At 54.1% G+C, this 15,907-nt stretch carries 12 protein-coding genes and 5 pseudogenes; 6 read left to right on the top strand and 11 right to left on the bottom strand.

What is annotated here, in order from left to right; genetic code table 11:
• Positions 1-65: 65 nt before the first annotated feature.
• Both JZI28_RS21480 and JZI28_RS21475 read right to left on the bottom strand, forming a co-directional pair.
• Positions 66-299, bottom strand: a pseudogene (locus JZI28_RS21480) (methyl-accepting chemotaxis protein); the annotation flags it as partial.
• Positions 300-304: 5 nt separating this feature from the next.
• Positions 305-562 (bottom strand): annotated as a pseudogene (locus JZI28_RS21475) (transposase); the annotation flags it as partial.
• 984 nt (positions 563-1,546) lie between these two features.
• On the opposite strand from JZI28_RS21475, the gene JZI28_RS21470 reads away from it, so the two are divergent.
• Positions 1,547-2,545, top strand: a complete 999-nt coding sequence (locus JZI28_RS21470) for an AAA family ATPase (RefSeq protein ID WP_375700182.1) — start codon at positions 1,547-1,549, stop codon at positions 2,543-2,545.
• 50 nt (positions 2,546-2,595) lie between these two features.
• On the opposite strand, the gene JZI28_RS21465 is transcribed toward JZI28_RS21470, so the two are convergent.
• Positions 2,596-3,444: a hypothetical protein gene (locus tag JZI28_RS21465; RefSeq protein WP_375700181.1), complete on the bottom strand. Its 849-nt coding sequence runs from the start codon at positions 3,442-3,444 to the stop codon at positions 2,596-2,598.
• Between the two features lie 321 nt (positions 3,445-3,765).
• Between JZI28_RS21465 and JZI28_RS21460 the strand changes: the two are divergent.
• The 3 genes and pseudogenes from JZI28_RS21460 to JZI28_RS21450 all read left to right on the top strand — a co-directional run.
• A pseudogene (locus JZI28_RS21460) lies at positions 3,766-5,078 on the top strand (IS256 family transposase); the annotation flags it as partial.
• 338 nt (positions 5,079-5,416) lie between these two features.
• On the top strand, positions 5,417-5,836 hold the full coding sequence (locus JZI28_RS21455; RefSeq protein ID WP_375700180.1) for a hypothetical protein: 420 nt from the start codon (positions 5,417-5,419) through the stop codon (positions 5,834-5,836).
• 208 nt (positions 5,837-6,044) lie between these two features.
• Positions 6,045-6,353: a hypothetical protein gene (locus JZI28_RS21450; RefSeq protein WP_375700179.1), complete on the top strand. Its 309-nt coding sequence runs from the start codon at positions 6,045-6,047 to the stop codon at positions 6,351-6,353.
• Positions 6,354-6,377: 24 nt separating this feature from the next.
• Here the strand turns inward: JZI28_RS21450 and JZI28_RS21445 are convergent, their stop codons facing one another.
• From JZI28_RS21445 to JZI28_RS21425, 5 genes are all read right to left on the bottom strand, one after another.
• Entirely contained in the window at positions 6,378-7,928 is a 1,551-nt protein-coding gene (locus tag JZI28_RS21445; RefSeq protein WP_375700178.1) for an IS66 family transposase, read from the bottom strand.
• A 55-nt stretch (positions 7,929-7,983) separates the two neighbouring features.
• Entirely contained in the window at positions 7,984-8,337 is a 354-nt protein-coding gene (gene tnpB / locus JZI28_RS21440) for an IS66 family insertion sequence element accessory protein TnpB (protein WP_074840688.1), read from the bottom strand.
• Positions 8,331-8,741, bottom strand: coding sequence for a transposase (locus JZI28_RS21435; protein ID WP_375700177.1), 411 nt, complete (start codon positions 8,739-8,741; stop codon positions 8,331-8,333). The genes tnpB and JZI28_RS21435 overlap by 7 nt, the downstream gene beginning before the upstream one ends.
• A gap of 155 nt (positions 8,742-8,896) precedes the next feature.
• A complete protein-coding gene (locus tag JZI28_RS21430; protein ID WP_375700176.1) occupies positions 8,897-9,100 on the bottom strand; it encodes a hypothetical protein in 204 nt (67 codons plus the stop codon).
• Positions 9,101-9,233: 133 nt separating this feature from the next.
• A complete protein-coding gene (locus JZI28_RS21425; RefSeq protein ID WP_375700175.1) occupies positions 9,234-11,096 on the bottom strand; it encodes a hypothetical protein in 1,863 nt (620 codons plus the stop codon).
• Positions 11,097-11,390: 294 nt separating this feature from the next.
• On the opposite strand from JZI28_RS21425, the gene JZI28_RS21420 reads away from it, so the two are divergent.
• The gene (locus tag JZI28_RS21420) at positions 11,391-11,531 is read left to right on the top strand and encodes a hypothetical protein (protein WP_158441640.1); all 141 of its coding nucleotides are present in this window, start codon (positions 11,391-11,393) and stop codon (positions 11,529-11,531) included.
• Positions 11,532-11,542: 11 nt separating this feature from the next.
• Here the strand turns inward: JZI28_RS21420 and JZI28_RS21415 are convergent, their stop codons facing one another.
• Positions 11,543-12,889: an IS1380 family transposase gene (locus JZI28_RS21415; RefSeq protein WP_040176196.1), complete on the bottom strand. Its 1,347-nt coding sequence runs from the start codon at positions 12,887-12,889 to the stop codon at positions 11,543-11,545.
• 825 nt (positions 12,890-13,714) lie between these two features.
• Here JZI28_RS21415 and JZI28_RS21410 point away from each other — a divergent pair.
• A pseudogene (locus JZI28_RS21410) lies at positions 13,715-14,247 on the top strand (transposase); the annotation flags it as partial.
• A 352-nt stretch (positions 14,248-14,599) separates the two neighbouring features.
• Here the strand turns inward: JZI28_RS21410 and JZI28_RS21405 are convergent.
• Together JZI28_RS21405 and JZI28_RS21400 are read right to left on the bottom strand one after the other, a co-directional pair.
• Positions 14,600-15,358, bottom strand: a pseudogene (locus JZI28_RS21405) (IS5 family transposase).
• 62 nt (positions 15,359-15,420) lie between these two features.
• Positions 15,421-15,852: a DUF983 domain-containing protein gene (locus JZI28_RS21400; protein ID WP_375700174.1), complete on the bottom strand. Its 432-nt coding sequence runs from the start codon at positions 15,850-15,852 to the stop codon at positions 15,421-15,423.
• Positions 15,853-15,907: the final 55 nt, after the last annotated feature.

Raw genomic sequence — 15,907 nt, 5'->3', positions numbered from 1 at the left:
CAGCTTTCGGGTTCTGGTGCCGGGGAGGAGGGAGCTGTCGTGACCTCAAGCGGAACGCCTGCGGTTGCCCCAAGCGCGATTTCTGAGACCAGTTGCGAAATATGGCCGACCTGGCTGACAATGGAGTGCAAGGCCTCGCCAGCCCGGCCGACCAGGTCCACGCCCTGTTCCACCTGCCGCGAACTGTCTCCGATCAGGGTTTTGATCTCCATGGCGGCGTCCGAAGAGCGCTGAGCCAGCGCCTGCACCTCGGATGCGACCACCGCAAAGCCTCGTCCGGTTTCACCTGCGCGGGCGGCTAGTGGTCGGGTGCCTCAGCAGCCAGTCCCGTCATGATCCTTGCGAACACACCTATGTCGCTCCACCGTTTCCAGCGATTGTAAAGCGTCTTGGGAGGCCCATACTCCTTGGGGGCATCACACCACCACAATCCAATGCGATTGATGAAAATAACACGACTGAGCACGCGCCGGTCATCATCGCGTGGCACACCATGGCTCTTCGGAAAATGGGGCCGGAGCCGCGCCATCTGTTCTTCGCTCAGCCAGTAAAGACTGCTCATAAAGCTCCTCAGTTTGGGGAACTTGAATCATGCAGGCATGACATCATCAAGCAGCTGGCAAATCATTTTTGTGCGCTCTGCGATGTGGGAATCCTGAACGACGGCCTGATCACGTTGACAGTCGTTGCTGAGAACACGAAAGCGGCAACTATTCGCCAAAATCGGTGAGTGATAACTCGTGTTTCAGCGACGACTGGCGCGTCCAGTTTTTTTAACATGCCTCCCATCCTCAGGTGATAGGCAAGCTGCTTACGAACTCGATTGAGAATTTGCTGACGTAGATCACGACGGCAACTTCATGTGCGCGGTGAAACAACGATTGAATATACTTGAACATAATGAGCATCCTCCGTGTGAATTTCGAAACTATCACTTAATATTGTTTATTGTCAATGACTTGGCAGGATATGAATTTTCATTCATGTTGGGAAGGTCGGCGAAAAGAACCGAAAAGGGACTCTCAAATTGCTTTCTTAAAATGAGACCTCGGTGGGGATTTTTCCTTAGAACTTCTAAGAGTTGCGTTTTGCTTTCCATTTACTGTCTTGAAACAGCTCCCAATCAACCAGGCCACTTTGGGGGCGCAAAGCAATTTGTGAAAGCCTATCTCGATCTGGCGGTACACCGCTCCAGGCTGATCAATTTTGCCGCATGCATTGGGTAATCCATCGACAGATCGATTGTCTCCATCTCCTCAAATGCGCATGCTCAAACAGGGTGTGATCCGTCAGAGCAGGGAGCGAAAAAATCCGACTGAGGGATGTTGACTTCAGCGCGCCAGCAACAATATGTAAAAGCATGGCTTCGTTTCACCATCAAACTGCGTCCATCCGAATAACTGCCTAAGCAGTTATTGAACCCACTATTTGTGGGAGGGCGCAGGTGCGGCGATGGGTGTTATATCCCCTTTTTCTGGCGCTAGATGTGCGTATTTAGTGAGGGTTCGAGTCCCTCCCCTCCTACCATTTCCCAGGAGGAATTCAGATGCCCAGAGAATGCAAAGACAGCCCAGATCAAGAAGAAAACCGGGATGATATTGGAACCGTCGATTTTGAGAGTTTGGACGCCGTGTTTCAGGCCGGGCTATTGGGTACTGTTGTACCAGAGAGGTTGAAGTATGTGTCAAAGCCTAAGGCGGAACTTACGCGCAGCGTCAAATCTAACTTAACACCTCATTTGGCGCGTGTATTTGATGTTCATACACTAAAGCGCATGCACAATTTGGATCTGATTTTGCAAGTTGAAGAGCTTGCCGCCACGATCCCAAATGCGTCTGGAGCAATCTTTTCAATTGCAAACCAGCTCCGACGCGGCTGGCACTTCGGCCAAGATGTTATTCAGATTAAGCCAGTCATCTTGACGGGCCCGCCCGGTGTGGGGAAAACACGCCTGCTCCGCAAAATCAGCGCAACGCTTGGTCTCCATGCCAGCATCATCAATGTTGGCGGGATGGTGGATGCGAATGTGTTTGGCGTATCAAACGGTTGGGGAGGGGCATCACCCAGTTGTGTGACGACGGCAATTGCCGACGCAACTGTTCTCAACCCGCTGATCGTTGTCGATGAGTTGGACAAGGTTCGGCCGGGTCAAAATGGGGATATCTATGCTGAGTTGCTGCCGCTACTCGAACCTTCTGAAAGCCATCGCTGGTACGAAAAATTCCTCGCGGCTGAAGTGAATGCTTCCCATGTCTCTTGGGTCTTTACGGCCAATTCGCTGGCTCCCATTCCATCTGCGCTGTTGAGCCGCTGCGTCGTCTATGAGGTGCAAGCTCCCGATCAATCACAGGTTCGAACCATTTTGAGCAGCATCGTTGGCGATTATGCAACTGAGATGAATGTCGATGTCCGGTTCTTGATGCTGACTTCAACAGATTTCGAAGAGCTGGAAGCCACTTGGCCAATGCATCGATCTATTCGTATCCTGACGGAACTCACGCGTCAGGTTGTTGACGAGCGCCAAAATGCGATGCCTTGCGCGTGATCCGGTGAACTGGGCGCCACAAAATAGGCGAGGGGTGCGCCTTGTGGATGTCAGCTTTTGTAACCTTCCTCAGGGACATCACTTGGATGATGATGACCTTTAAGGAGACCGTCTTTGCTTCGCCTGCGCTGCCGAACTCTTGATCCGGTCGTTTGCCCATTAGAAACAGACGAGGCCGCCACATTTCGTTGGATGAGGAGGGCCATAGGCAGGCGTGCGTTGCTGATGTCGATGCAGAGTTCATCAGCAATTGCGTTCAACTTGCGATCCTGTGTGTGCAATTTCTTGTCGGAGTAGGGGGCTCGCACACGTACGTCCAGCCACCGATCTGCATCCATGGCGACCTCGCTTGCAGCCTGGCGCAAGATGATTTCAAAGCAACTTAGATCCAATTCAGGGCGCTCGTTTTGAATGGCCTTGAACACCCCCTTGTTGAAACGCCCAAGCACGATCCGATGGTTCAACCTGAGCTCTACCAGCCGCGAAATCTTTTCATTGCGCATTTTGTAGAATGAACTGCTGAGCGTCGTTAGAGTTTCTGCATCCGTTTCAGGAACAGCAAGATGCCAGTGAATTTCGTTATCAGCTCCAGAAGCGCGGTATTTTGTATGCTGCACGATGGCGATGCGATTTCGGGATCGTTGCAAGATATTGTATTCATTGCAGATTTCGTCGAGAACCATGCTTAGATCATCGCGCGACATGTGCTGGCTCGGAGACACCGTGAAATGGCGCACCGCAAACTTCTTGCCCGCAAGTTTTGAGATTTCGGCAAAGATGGACAAATCGGCGGGGCGCCCACGTAACCAAGAGATGGATTCGTTGCTCCCGCGCTGAGACAGGTATTCGACTAGCTTACTCGCTTGCCGTGCAGGAACCCGCGTTGATTTAATGATCATGTTGGCGACCCCAACAGAAATGACCGGACCGCTGCCAAGTCATTATGCATGATCCGCAAGAGCATTATTGATGCACATAAATCTTGGTCATGGGTTGCAGCGCTTAAGTTTAGCTGCTCGCAATGACTTGAAAGCGCGTCTAGATTTGTTCGAATGTCGAGGAGAACTGCAAGAACTTGGATCGCTTCTTTCAATTCGGGAGAAACTCGTTTCTTCGCCGGTGTTTGACGAGGTGGTCGCTCGGGTAGGTTTGCCGTGTAGTCGAGTGAGCTATGCGGGAGTTTGGGTGATGGCGTGATTTGAAGGGCGGCGTATTGTGGCGGTGTAAAAGCCAGCCAGAACCTCACAAGGAGCAATACGCCATGAAGAACGATACAGACATTCTGCCATTTCGCCAATCGGATTCGATCACAGATCCATTGACCGAGCTTGCGCGGGAAGGGGCGCGGCGCATGCTGGCGGAGGCATTGAAAGCCGAAGCTGATGCTTTTGTCGCCAGTTTCGCCGATGACCGACTGGAGGATGGCCGCCAACGGATTGTGCGGCATGGATTTGGACCAGAACGTCAGATCCAGACGGGGATTGGCGCACTGGATGTGCAGCGACCGAAGGTGCGCGACCGGAAGGCGACCCCTGATGCAGCCTCAAAAGTCCGCTTCACGTCGAACATATTGCCCAAATGGGCGCGCCGCTCGGTCAGTCTGGATGCGCTTTTGCCGGTGCTTTACCTGAAAGGTATCTCAACCGGCGATTTCCAGGAGGCGCTGTCAGCCATTTTAGGGGCTGATGCACCCAACCTGTCGCCCAGCGTACTGGCCCGCCTGACAGCGGGTTGGCAGACAGATTATGACAGCTGGGCGCAGCGAGATCTATCGGCTCGTCACTACGTCTACATCTGGGCGGATGGTGTCTATCTTCAGGCGCGGATGGAAGAAAATGCCGAGTGTATGTTGGTGATCATTGGCGCGACACCGGAGGGTAAGAAGGAACTGCTCGGCTTTCAGGTCGGCCTTCGAGAGAGCACGCAGAGCTGGCACGAGTTGCTGACTGACATCAAGAAGCGCGGACTGTCCGTCGCGCCCGAGATCGCGGTTGGCGATGGGGCCATGGGCTTCTGGAACGCGCTGGATAAGGCGTTTCCAAGCACAAAACACCAGAGATGCTGGGTACATAAGGTGAAAAATGTGCTGAACTATTTTCCCAAGCAAATGGGACCCGGCGTGAAGTCGGATCTGGACAACATTCAGCACGCCGACACCCGTGCTGCCGCAATATTTGCCTTGGATACTTTCAAAGACAAATATGGCGTGAAATACGAAAAAGGTGTGGCCTGTCTGATCAAGGACAAGGACGCGATGCTGGCATTCTTCGACTTCCCGGCCGAGCATTGGGGCCATCTGCGCACCTCGAATCCCATCGAGAGCGTCTTCGCAACGGTGCGGCATAGAACGGTGCGCACCAAAGGCGCACTCTCGCAAAAGACCGCAAAACTGATGGTCTTCACCCTCATCCAGTCCGCATCGAAAACATGGCTGCGCCTCAAAGGCAGAAATCAGTTGCCAAAAGTCATCGAAGGAATCAAATTCAACGACGGCGTCGAAGTGAAGAATGACGCCAAAAACCGCGCCGCCTGATGACGCGCGTCACCCAAATTCAAGCATAGCTCTAGTCGAGTGCTTGGGCGACCAATTGCCTGACGCAAGATGTCGGTGAAGTACTGAGCTCAGAAGCACGTCGACTTATCTCCTTGAACAGATCGGGATCGACTCTCAACCCGACCATCTGTGTTTGCTTTTTGTGTGTCATGGCGACCTTTCCATTGTTTTCTGCTTTCTGCACGACTGGCTATGCGTCATTTCCAATGTGTAAGTGAGCGAATGCCTGCAAGAGACAAGCGGGGAGGGGGCGCACGCGGTCTTTGTTGTTTGCATCCATCAGCTTATCTGTTTTCCACATGCTGGAGGGAAAGAAGATGATTGAGGTAGGACAACTTACGCTGATAAAATCAGATCTGATGAATAAGAAAGGGCGACCAGCCTTTCTCGGTACGATGAAAATTGGCACACTGCTATTGACCGCGATTGCTGAAATCAAAATTTTGCGCAACGCTGAGGCGGCGGTTCTTTTGGAACTTCACGCGGCTACAGAGGGTGGCAACGAAGTGTTCAAGTGCCAGCTGGATGTAATCTCTCAGAAGACTCAGACCGACCCAGGAATGGCTGGCAACGTGAAGATCTTTGGAAAGAGTTTTCTCGCCCAACTCTGGGTATCCAAAGAGAGCTTGAGCCGCAAAACACTCAAGTTGGTGTTCGTCGAGGCCGCCGAGCAAAACCAGTGCCTGCAGCATCATGCCCCGCGGATGCGAAGAAGGGTGTTCAAAGCACATAGGTGAATTCGTCAACGAGTTGGTGGGAAACAGTGAACTGAACTTCGCCTGACAGAAGCCGCCGGAAAAACGGTCAACTGTCAGATCACATCTGAACCACTACATCTGAAGGAAGGCGTCAGCTTTGCCTTCGGCAGCGCAAGCCCGCACCGCTACCGGAACCCCTCACAGGACGAAACCGTAGTGATCTGGGCGGTTGTCGGTTAACGGCTATATGCCTGGGCAGACCATCCAGATGAATGTGCGCGATGCTAGCATCGGTCGACTACATCGGCTTGGCGTCGAGATGCTTCCCTACATGCGACTATTCGGCGTGGACGAGGACAGCGTCTATCTGCAGCATATCATGAGCAACGAGGCCGTAATCTGCGAAGATGTCGAAACGCTGGTTCTGTGTCAGGGCCATACCCCTTCGAATGCGGTCGAGGATATGGCCCGCCAGATGGGTCTGGGACACCATCTGGTCGGCGACTGCATCGCGCCGCGTACTGCAGAAGAAGCCGTTCTTGAAGGATTGCGGTAAGCGACGTCTGCACCTCACCCTGGATCAGCTTGACGGCATGTAGTTCCAGGGCAGGAGCTCGTCGATCCGGCTGGCGGGATGACCTGCAGCGATGGCCTCGAGGGTGGCCTTGAGGTAAGCGAAGGGCTCGACGCCGTTGATTTTCGCCGTGGCGATGAGCGAAGCGATGCGGCCCCAAGTGCGGCCGCCTTCGTCGTGGCCGGCAAAAAGCGCATTCTTCCTCGTCAATGCGATCGGACGGATCAGGTTCTCGACAGCATTGGAGTCAATCTCGACGCGGCCGTCGCGGAGGAAGGTCTGCAGCCCGTCCCATTGACGATGGATATAGGTCAGCTTCTCTCCGAGGCGTGACTTCGAGGAGATCCGGCAGCGCTGGTTTTGCAGCCATTCTCCGAATGAGGCGACCAGCGGCGCGGTGCGGGCCCGCCGGGCCGACAGCCGCTGGCCGGGGCCCATGCCGCGGATCTCACCCTCAATGCGGTAGAGCTCCGCAATCTGGCGCAGTCCCTCGGCGGCGATCTCTGAGCCGTCGCGGTCGAAGACCTCCTTCAGCTTCCTGCGGGCATGCGCCCAGCAATGCGCGACGGTGACCGGCGCGCCGCCTTTCCGCGACGGGCGCGTCAGCCGGTTGTAGCCGGTATAGCCGTCCAGCTGCAGGATGCCATCGAAGCCCTGCAGGATCTGTTCCGCGTTCTGCCCGGCGCGGCCGGGAGCATAGGTGAACACCACACCGGGCGGGTCATCGCCGCCCCATCCGCGGTCGTCCCGGGCCAGCGCCCAGAGATACCCGGTCTTTGTCCGGCCGCGGCCCGGGTCCAGAACCGGCGCCGTGGTCTCGTCCATGAATAGCTTGCCCGATCCTTTCAGGTGCTCAGCCAGCCGGTCGACTACGGGACCGAGGTGGAAGGCGGCTGTCCCCACCCAATCGGCGAGCGTGCTGCGGTGCAGGTCGATCCCGGAGCGGGTCAGGATCTGGCTCTGCCGATACAACGGCAAATGGTCCGAGAACTTGCTGACCAGCACATGCGCGATGGCGCCCTCGGTCGGCAGACCGCCCTCGATCAGGTGCGCGGGAGCTGGTGCCTGGGTGACGCCCTCGGCGCAGGCGCGGCAGGCATACTTGGGCCGGACGGTGACGATGACGCGGATCTGCGCGGGAATAATATCCAGCCGCTCGGTGCGATCCGCGCCGATCCGGTGCATCTCGCCGCACCCGCATGGGCAGTCCAAGCTGTCCGGCTCGATCACCTTCTCGATCCGCGGCAGGTCCTTGGGCAGATTGCCCCGGTTGCGCCGGACCGCCCGGCGCGGGGACGCTTGCGGCGGAGGCTGTTCGTCCTGCTGGGTCTCGACCTCGGCGACTGCGGCCTCAAGATCCTCGAACGCCAGCTGCCGCTCGTCTTCGCTCAGCTTCTCCGACCGTTTGCCATGCACGGCCTGGTTCAGCTCGGCAATGAGGTGCTCCAGGCGTTTGTTGGCCTCCCGCAGCGCATCCCGCTCGCGCAGCACTGCCAGAACAGCGTCACGCTGGTCTTCGGGAATGGCAGAAAGGTCGATGGGCGGGGCACTGGACATGGCCGGAGCATAGCTCGATCCGCACCTTGATGGGCAGGCTTTCCGGGCGCCCGAGTCACTCTGCCGCAGCCGGTCGGCGCGCTTCAAGGGACCGCACCCGCCGCCAATCCAACCCGGCAAACAGCGCCTCGAATTGGGCGCGGTTCAAGGTCATCGCCCCGTCGCTTATGGCAGGCCAGGTGAAGCTGCTCTCCTCCAGCCGCTTGTAGGCCATGACCAAGCCACTGCCGTCCCAGAACAGGATCTTCATCCTGTCCGCCCGCTTGGCCCTGAATACGAAGACCGTGCCCGTGAACGGATCTTCCGCCAGTGCTGACTGCACGAGCGCTGCCAAGCCGTCATGGCCTTTGCGGAAATCCACCGGCTTCGTCGCCACCAGGATCCGGACGCCCTGCGACGGCATCAGCATGGCGAGGTCCCGATCGCATGCACGATCTCGGCGATCCGGGCTGCGGGCGTGCCGGGTGCCAGCTCAATCCTGACTTTGCCCGAGAGGATCCGGATCACCTCTTCCGATGCCGGAATGTCCGGTTCCCGCGGCGCCTCCGGCACATCGCAGACCACCAGCGGAGCGAAGACCGGTTCATCCAACTCCGCCGCTGGCAACACCAGCTTCCCCTGCTTCGCCAGCCGGCGCCAAGCCGACAGCTGGTTTGGCAAGACCCCATACCGCGCCGCCACGGCATTCACTGTCGCGCCCGGCTCAAGCGTATCCGCAACGGCCTGCGCCTTCACTGCATCCGGCCACCGCCGGTGACCCGACGCGTAGATCTCGACGCCCAACGATTTGAGAAACGAATTTGTAGCGCACATTGCGAAACGCACTCCCCACTATGAGATGGGTATGATCTCGCAGGCGAGCCCCGCCCCTACAACGTGGGGCCAGGACACCGTTTACGGATTGCGTACAGGACTTGCCGTATAGCCTATGAACCACTACATGTCAGTTTACGTTTTTTTTGACATAGTCAGATATCAATCAGTGCAGCGCCATAGCGTTCCTTCAGGGAACGAATGAACGTGATATCAGGTTTGGCTAGCTTGCGCCGGTTGATGTGACGCCAATTGCGGTCATAGATCTGAAGCGCGTCCTGTTCATCTATCTCACCATGCTGCTTGCGAAACCAGCACAGCGCCTGAAGCTGAGGATAGTCCGAAATCTCGATCTTCATCACTGCTCCCTTCTAGCTACCAGAATGGATACTAATCTGAACAAGCTGGCTGGGGAAGGTTGGAATAAAAAGTGCCCTTAAAACACCATTTTTGAACGCATTATGGCGCATTGAGTACCCTTGAAACAGTACTTTATGTAGATCTCTTTTTCTGGATCCGGCCCAGCTTCTTCAGCAGCTTTGCCTTCGCATCTGCGTTGCTCATCTTCAGCTCCTTGAAGGGGAAATCGGAGGCTTCCTGCCCCTGATTTTTGAGGGCCCAGTCAGGAACAATTTGAAAATGAAACCACCCATCATTTTCAGTGTCCTTTTCAATTATGATGGGCACATCTGGAAATCCTGAGACTCTGAATGCATCGAATACGTTTTCTAGTACATACTGACACAACCTGTTTTTGGGGTCATATGAATTGCCTACGATTTTGTGTGCAAAACGAGAAACCATACCCTCACAGGCTATCACCCGCGGCTGGAACGACCTATTCTCAGGGATGTCTTCAATCAATAATCCAGCAGAAATTAGAACATGTTTTGGTGCCGTTTTTAGAGGTGGAAAGCGATCTGGATACGTTTCACTGATGTCTTCATACTCCGTCTTAGTTTGGGGGCGACCTTGGTCATCAACGACAAAATTTGGAAAATCAGAAACTGTGAAATGTTGACCAGATTTTATTTCCATCTCTGGATTCCCGCGCTCAGCAAGCCAGGCATCTAGTTCACGCATAGTTGTTTTCATTTCATCCTCACCTGGCAGCACAACGCGTCCGCGACCGATGTCCGCTGGAAACCAGTCTTCCTCGACCTCGTCTTCAGTGATCAATGCATCAAGTGCAGATGGCGCCATAACGGTGCTCTCAGGGGTGGTAGGCATAGGAGTGACGGTAACCTCTGCGATGTCTTCCTTGATGGCCTCCTGAACCGGCTTTGGCACTCTCTTGGTCGTCGTCAGTGACGCTGTAACAAGATGTTTTTGTGTCAGCCTGGCCCAGAATTTCTTGAGCTCGTTTTCTTCTACTTCAGTGATCTCATCTAGTTCACCAGTCATTCTGAAATTGGCAATGATTTCGTTGCTGAAATCGACGTAGTGACTGCCAATAGATCTATCAAAAATTGAACTTTGGTGAGTATGCAGATACCGGATCCATTCTGAATGGATCATGTCTGATACCCTTGGCTCAGATGGATCAAAACCCATATTTTTGACAGTGCTGGCAAACAGATTGCTGCTGATGAAGAGGTATTCCGGCGCTTTCAGGTCAAACTTTCGGTCATACAGGCGAGCGTGACATGTGTACTCAAACGGCTGCTCAGGTGTCTTGAAGAGGTATGAGAAAACCTTGAATTGCTTTGTTTTTCCGCTTTCAACTTTGATTTCATCATTGATCGGTTTGTCGTCATCATCAAAAAACTGTCCAAAAATCTCGAGTTTAAGGGGGCTGTTTGCTCCCAGGTCTCGCTCCAGGCTATCTGCGGCGCGTTCAAGATTACGCATTATCGATGAAGCCGCCGTTGATTTTGAACCGGTCCAGGCCGCGATCTCATATGCGTTTGAGGGAAAACCTTGTGCGAGATCGAGGGGGGCCGGCGCGTCAGGGTTGCCATCAGGATTGATGACAGAGAGCGAAGACATCAGCTGCACTTTGTTTTTAGCTGACCGCGACTGAAGCCGACAAATTGATGCTGGAAACAGGAACAGTGCTGGCGCAGAGCTGATCTTATTGACTGAGCTCAGACTGATGAACGAGTACAGCTGTTTGAATTTTTTCAGCTCAAAGAAAACCCATTTATCGAGTTCGAAGAAAGCGTGTCGACTGCCCTTCTGAGCCCGTATTTTGCTGAAGAGCTTAGTCTTCTTCGGAAGAGATTTATTCGTCATACTTGTTGCGTGAAACGTGAACTCTGGTGTGTCCAGTTTGTGAATTGTATCTACTATGCGTTCGGCATTATACTGTCCATCAGATGTAAATTTCCCAATGCTTGCGATTTTCAGTTTCACACTAGAGGATCCAGACCAGCAGGCCGTTGCGAAGACTAAATGCATCAGCTTGCAAGCAGTTTTTGTCAGACCTGTGGGTGGTCTCATGTCTGCCAAGCATGTTGGTATCGCATAGAACGGTGGAGTTCTGTCACCCATTCCAGCGGAAATCCAGTCTTCCGGGCTCTGTAAATATGAACGCTGCTGTTTATCATCGAACTGTTGAGCAGCATGATAAATCTGACATTCCCCAAGTGGAACGTCCTCCCGCCCACCTTGCCGCTGTTCTGCGCTCCTATCAAGCCTCTTGGACCCATGGTGCCGTTGTTCGGGCATCTGACGCGCGAACTGAGCACGATTTCCGGTCTCGGGGGCGAGGTTGATCCGGATATTGGTCTGACCGACCCCCGTATGGATAGACCGGTTGAGCCGCTTTTGTTCAGGTTTTATGATTAACGATGTTGTCATTAGGGAACCGGCGGTGCGCGCAGCCGATGTATGGCCGCAAGGATGCGGTTGAACAGATCGCCGCTGACAGCCACCTCGGCCAGTTGGAAGGTGATTGCACGGGCGTGACGCACAACCCTCGCACCAATCTTGATCAATCGCGTCTGCAGGCTTGTCAGTGACCAGTCGGCTATCTCATCAGGTAGATCAGTGCCCTGTAGGAAGGCACCGATATTGTAAGCCAGTGCATGGAGTTGCAGCCGCACCTCGTTCTGCGCCATGCCTTTGCAGGACAAACGGGTCCAGTTGATCGCCTGCTTGCCTTCCTTGATGTATTGCTCGGCGGTGCCGCGTTGGTTGTAGAAGCGGATGATCCAGTCGGGTTCCATCGGCATGTTGGTGACCACGAAGCCCACGCGCGGGAACAACTCGCTGGGATGCCATTCCACCTTGGCGATGACACGACGAGGTTTGTCCCAAGATGCCGCCTGATATTGGAAGTCGCCGTAGATGCGCTTCACGCCTTTTGGCGGACGACCCACAGGGCGCTTGAGCAGATGCGCAATCTTGCCCTGAAGAACGCGATTGGCCCGAAGGCGGATGGCGTAGAAATAGTTTTCCAGTTCCAGAGTTTTGTATAGCTCCGGGATGGCGAACGCAGCATCCCCCCGGAAGAACCGCATCAGGTGACGATCCGCATATCGCGCGATGACGGGCTTCAGAACCTCTTCCCACCCATCTGCGCTGTGAACATTGCCGGGGCGCAGGGCGCAGCGTTCCAAATGGCCAAACTGGTTGAAGACGAACAGCGGGTGATAGCACATGCAGCCGAAATGCCCGTTCCAAGCGGTGCCTTCTTGCGCGCCGTGGGTGGGACTGACTGAACTGTCCATGTCGAGCGTGATCCACTTGGGCGGTTTGCGATTGTGAACCCGGTCGATCCAGTGTCCTGATAAATCCGCCAGCACAGTGCGATTGTCGGTTGCCGCCAACACCTCGGTCTCGAACCGTCCCATCTGGCTCGCAGACGCGGCCTTGGCCTCAACGGCACGCCCTCCAACGACCTGCCGCATCACCGGATCAAGCGATAAACGGTCCGCGTCATTAACATCATCATATCCGGCCAGCCGCCCAAAGACCGACTGGCGCAACAAGCCGACCAGTGAGTGCAGGCGATTGTGGCCAGTTCGCGTGTCTCTCAGAAATCCGCCCGCAATGTCGTGCAGGCCGAGCACTTCATCCAATTCCCTGAACAACAGTAATCCACCGTCCGAGCTGATCTTGGAACCATGAAACTCCAGCCGGACCCGGCGGTCAAAACTGAGCCGCCCATCACCCGTTTCGCGTGCACCCTCTGGGTGATCCATAATCCACCACCTTCAGCCAAATTAACATACTGAAATATAACACATTAGTGGCCGTTGGAGGCGCGAAAACGTCAAGTTACTTGGGAAATGCGGGTAAATAGTTCTTTTGCTACGCTGCCGAGGTTCTTCATAGTCATTTGTGTACGAAATCGGATCGCGGTCACTCAAAGCAGATGCTTGTAGTGATTTTTGACGCAGTTCGCCTGTATTTGCATGACTATTCATTCGATTTCTTTCACTGTCGCGGCAATTATTTTGCCTATTCTTTTAGTTTTTCTTATGTTCAATTGTTAATTTACGAGATTGAATACAAAAGACAAGTGCTAGTATCAGGTAAGTCGAAGAAAACAGTACCTCCTGACAAACTTTGAAACTCAGAAATCATACATCTTGACAAACCTTTTCTCCGATTTTGACTTATTAAGGTGTTGTTTTTGCCTCACTCTTAGGTATTTCGATATGGCTCCATAAAAAATATAAATACATTATAAGGATCAAGGAGTCAGTTTCCCTCTTATAGTAAGCTTGCACCTCTTAAGGAATCTGGCTTCTTGAGCCTATTAGAAAGCTTGCCACTCCTCACGACATGAATAGATGAAATTTTTCTTTCACGGCCAGACTTACGTATAATTCAATGGAGAAAACAATGGCTGATAAAGTCAAAATTGTAGTAGAGTTGCTGAAAAACCAAAGGCCGGACTATGCTTCGGAAAACTATGACTATGCTTGAATCATAAAACACAGATCCAGGAGGTGCATTCTAGAGTTTGAGCCTCCCCCAATGAAGTGGTCCGCCCCTATGATTAGGAAAGCGGAGGACCAGAGATGGCCATTAAGAGACCCAAGCCCGAAGAGATTGGCGCGAAGTTGCGGCAAGTTGAAGTTCTGATGGGGCAAGGCATGCCCCGGGTTGATGCGATCAGACAGATCGGTGTGACTGAACAAACCTATTCCCGCTGGAAGAAAAAGTACGGAGGAATGGGCACAGAACAACTCAAGGAGCTGAAGCGCCTTCAGAAAGAGAACGAGCGCCTTCGGCGTGCGGTTTCCGACCCGACATTGGACAAACTGATTTTGAAGGAGGCCGCAACGGGAAACTTCTGAGCCCCTCGCGTCGAGGTGCCTGCATTGATCAAGTGCGCAGTCAGGTGAAGGTTTCTGAGCGTGGTGTATGTCGTGCCTTGGACCAGCACCGATCCACACAGCGTCGAGTGCCACAGGGGCGTGCCGATGAAGCCCGCCTGGTTGCAGACATGATCGAGCTGACGCGCCAGTACGGTCGATATGGCTACCGCCGGGTTGCTGCCTTGTTGCGAGACGCGGGTTGGCAGGTGAATGACAAGCGCGTCGAGCGTTTGTGAAAACGTGAGGGGCTCAAAGTGCTTATGAAGCAACCAAAGAAGGGGCTGCTTATATTCATTCGATTTCTTTCACTGCCAAGGCAATTATTTTTCCTATTCTTGTAATTTTCCGTCTGTTCAATTGTTGATTTACGCTATTCGAATACAAAAGGCAGGTGCTGGTATCAAGAAAGTCGAAGAAAACAATACCTTCTGATAAACCTTTTCTCCGCTTTGGATCTATTAAGGCACAGTTTTTGCATATCTTTTAGGTGTTTTGATGTAGCTCCATAATAATTATAAATACATTGTAAGGCTCAAGGAGTCAGATTCCCTCTTATAGTAATATTACACCTCTTAGGGTCAGGATTTATAACCAGAACATGACGACGGCAGCCAATGCGCATGCCGACAGGAAGACCTTGGGGCACCTGTCGTAGCGTGTTGCAACCCGCCGCCAGTCCCTGAGCCGGGCGAAGCTGTTCTCGATTTTGTGGCGCTTGCGGTATCGGGCTTCGTCATGGGGGATCTGCACCTTGCGGTTCTTTCGGGACGGGATGCATGGTGTGATCCCCTTGTCTGCAAGGGCTTCTCGATACCAATCCGCATCGTATCCACGGTCCGCTAGCATGTGTTCGGCGGCAGGAAGGCCGTCCAGTAGGGCCCGGGCACCGATGTAATCGCTCCGCTGGCCAGCCGTCAGAAACATTCGCAGCGGGCGGCCAGACGCGTCTGTAACCGCGTGCAGTTTCGAGTTCATCCCGCCCTTGGTGCGCCCGATCAGGCGACCACGCCCCCTTTTTTCAACCCCAGGCTTGAGGCTGTGCGGTGCGTCTTCAGATGCGTCGCATCGATCATCAGCGTGTCAGTCCCGCCGCCCTGATCGGCCAGCTCCAGAAGCATCCGGGCGAAAATGCCTTTTTCGCTCCACCGCTTCCATCGGCTATAAAGGGTTTTGTGCGGCCCATACTCTGCGGGGCGCATCGCGCCACCGCAAGCCATTGCGGTTAATGAATATAATGCCGCTCAGCACCCGCCTGTCGTCCACACGGGGCTTGCCGTGGGACTTGGGGAAAAAGGGTTCCAGCTTGGCCATCTGCGTGTCGCTCAACCAGTAAAGATCGCTCATGTCACCGCTCCGTTTCAGAGCCGTGAATCACGCAGCGAAGCGGAAATCAATGCATCCTGACCCTAGAAGCCATGCATGCGTTTGGCCCATTGATAGGCAACCACAAGACCCTTCATCCGCGGGAGCAGCAAAAGTGAGGCGGATATGGTCACCAGAGACATAATCAAAGCCAGGGTCAAGGGGGCAGGGCGAAACTGTATGTAGGTGATGTGCAGCGCAAAGCCGAGCAGGTGTCCGACCAGCAAAATGGTCAGGTAGGCAGGGCCATCGTCGGCGCGATTGTGATAAAGCTCCTGACCGCAGTTGTCGCAGCTGTGTTTTACTTTGAGATAGCTCTTCAGCAACTTGCCTTCGCCGCAGTTGGGGCAGCGCAGTCGCAGCCCGCGCAGCGCGGCTGGTTTCCAGGGGCGGTGTTCTGTCTGAGCGGACGGATCAGCCTGCTCTGGGGCGGCTGGTGTTGTGGTGTCGTCCTGGGGCATCTCGGGTATCACCATGTCTGATTCCTATCGTCGCTATCCTCTATGGTGTTTCTAAATTGATTGCAATCAA

Origin of the sequence: Pseudophaeobacter sp. TrK17, from assembly GCF_042192375.1 — a bacterium.
Taxonomy (GTDB): Bacteria; Pseudomonadota; Alphaproteobacteria; order Rhodobacterales; family Rhodobacteraceae; genus Pseudophaeobacter.
The sequence above is the reverse complement of the archived record's forward strand: the minus strand, read 5'-3'. Positions and strand labels throughout refer to the sequence as shown.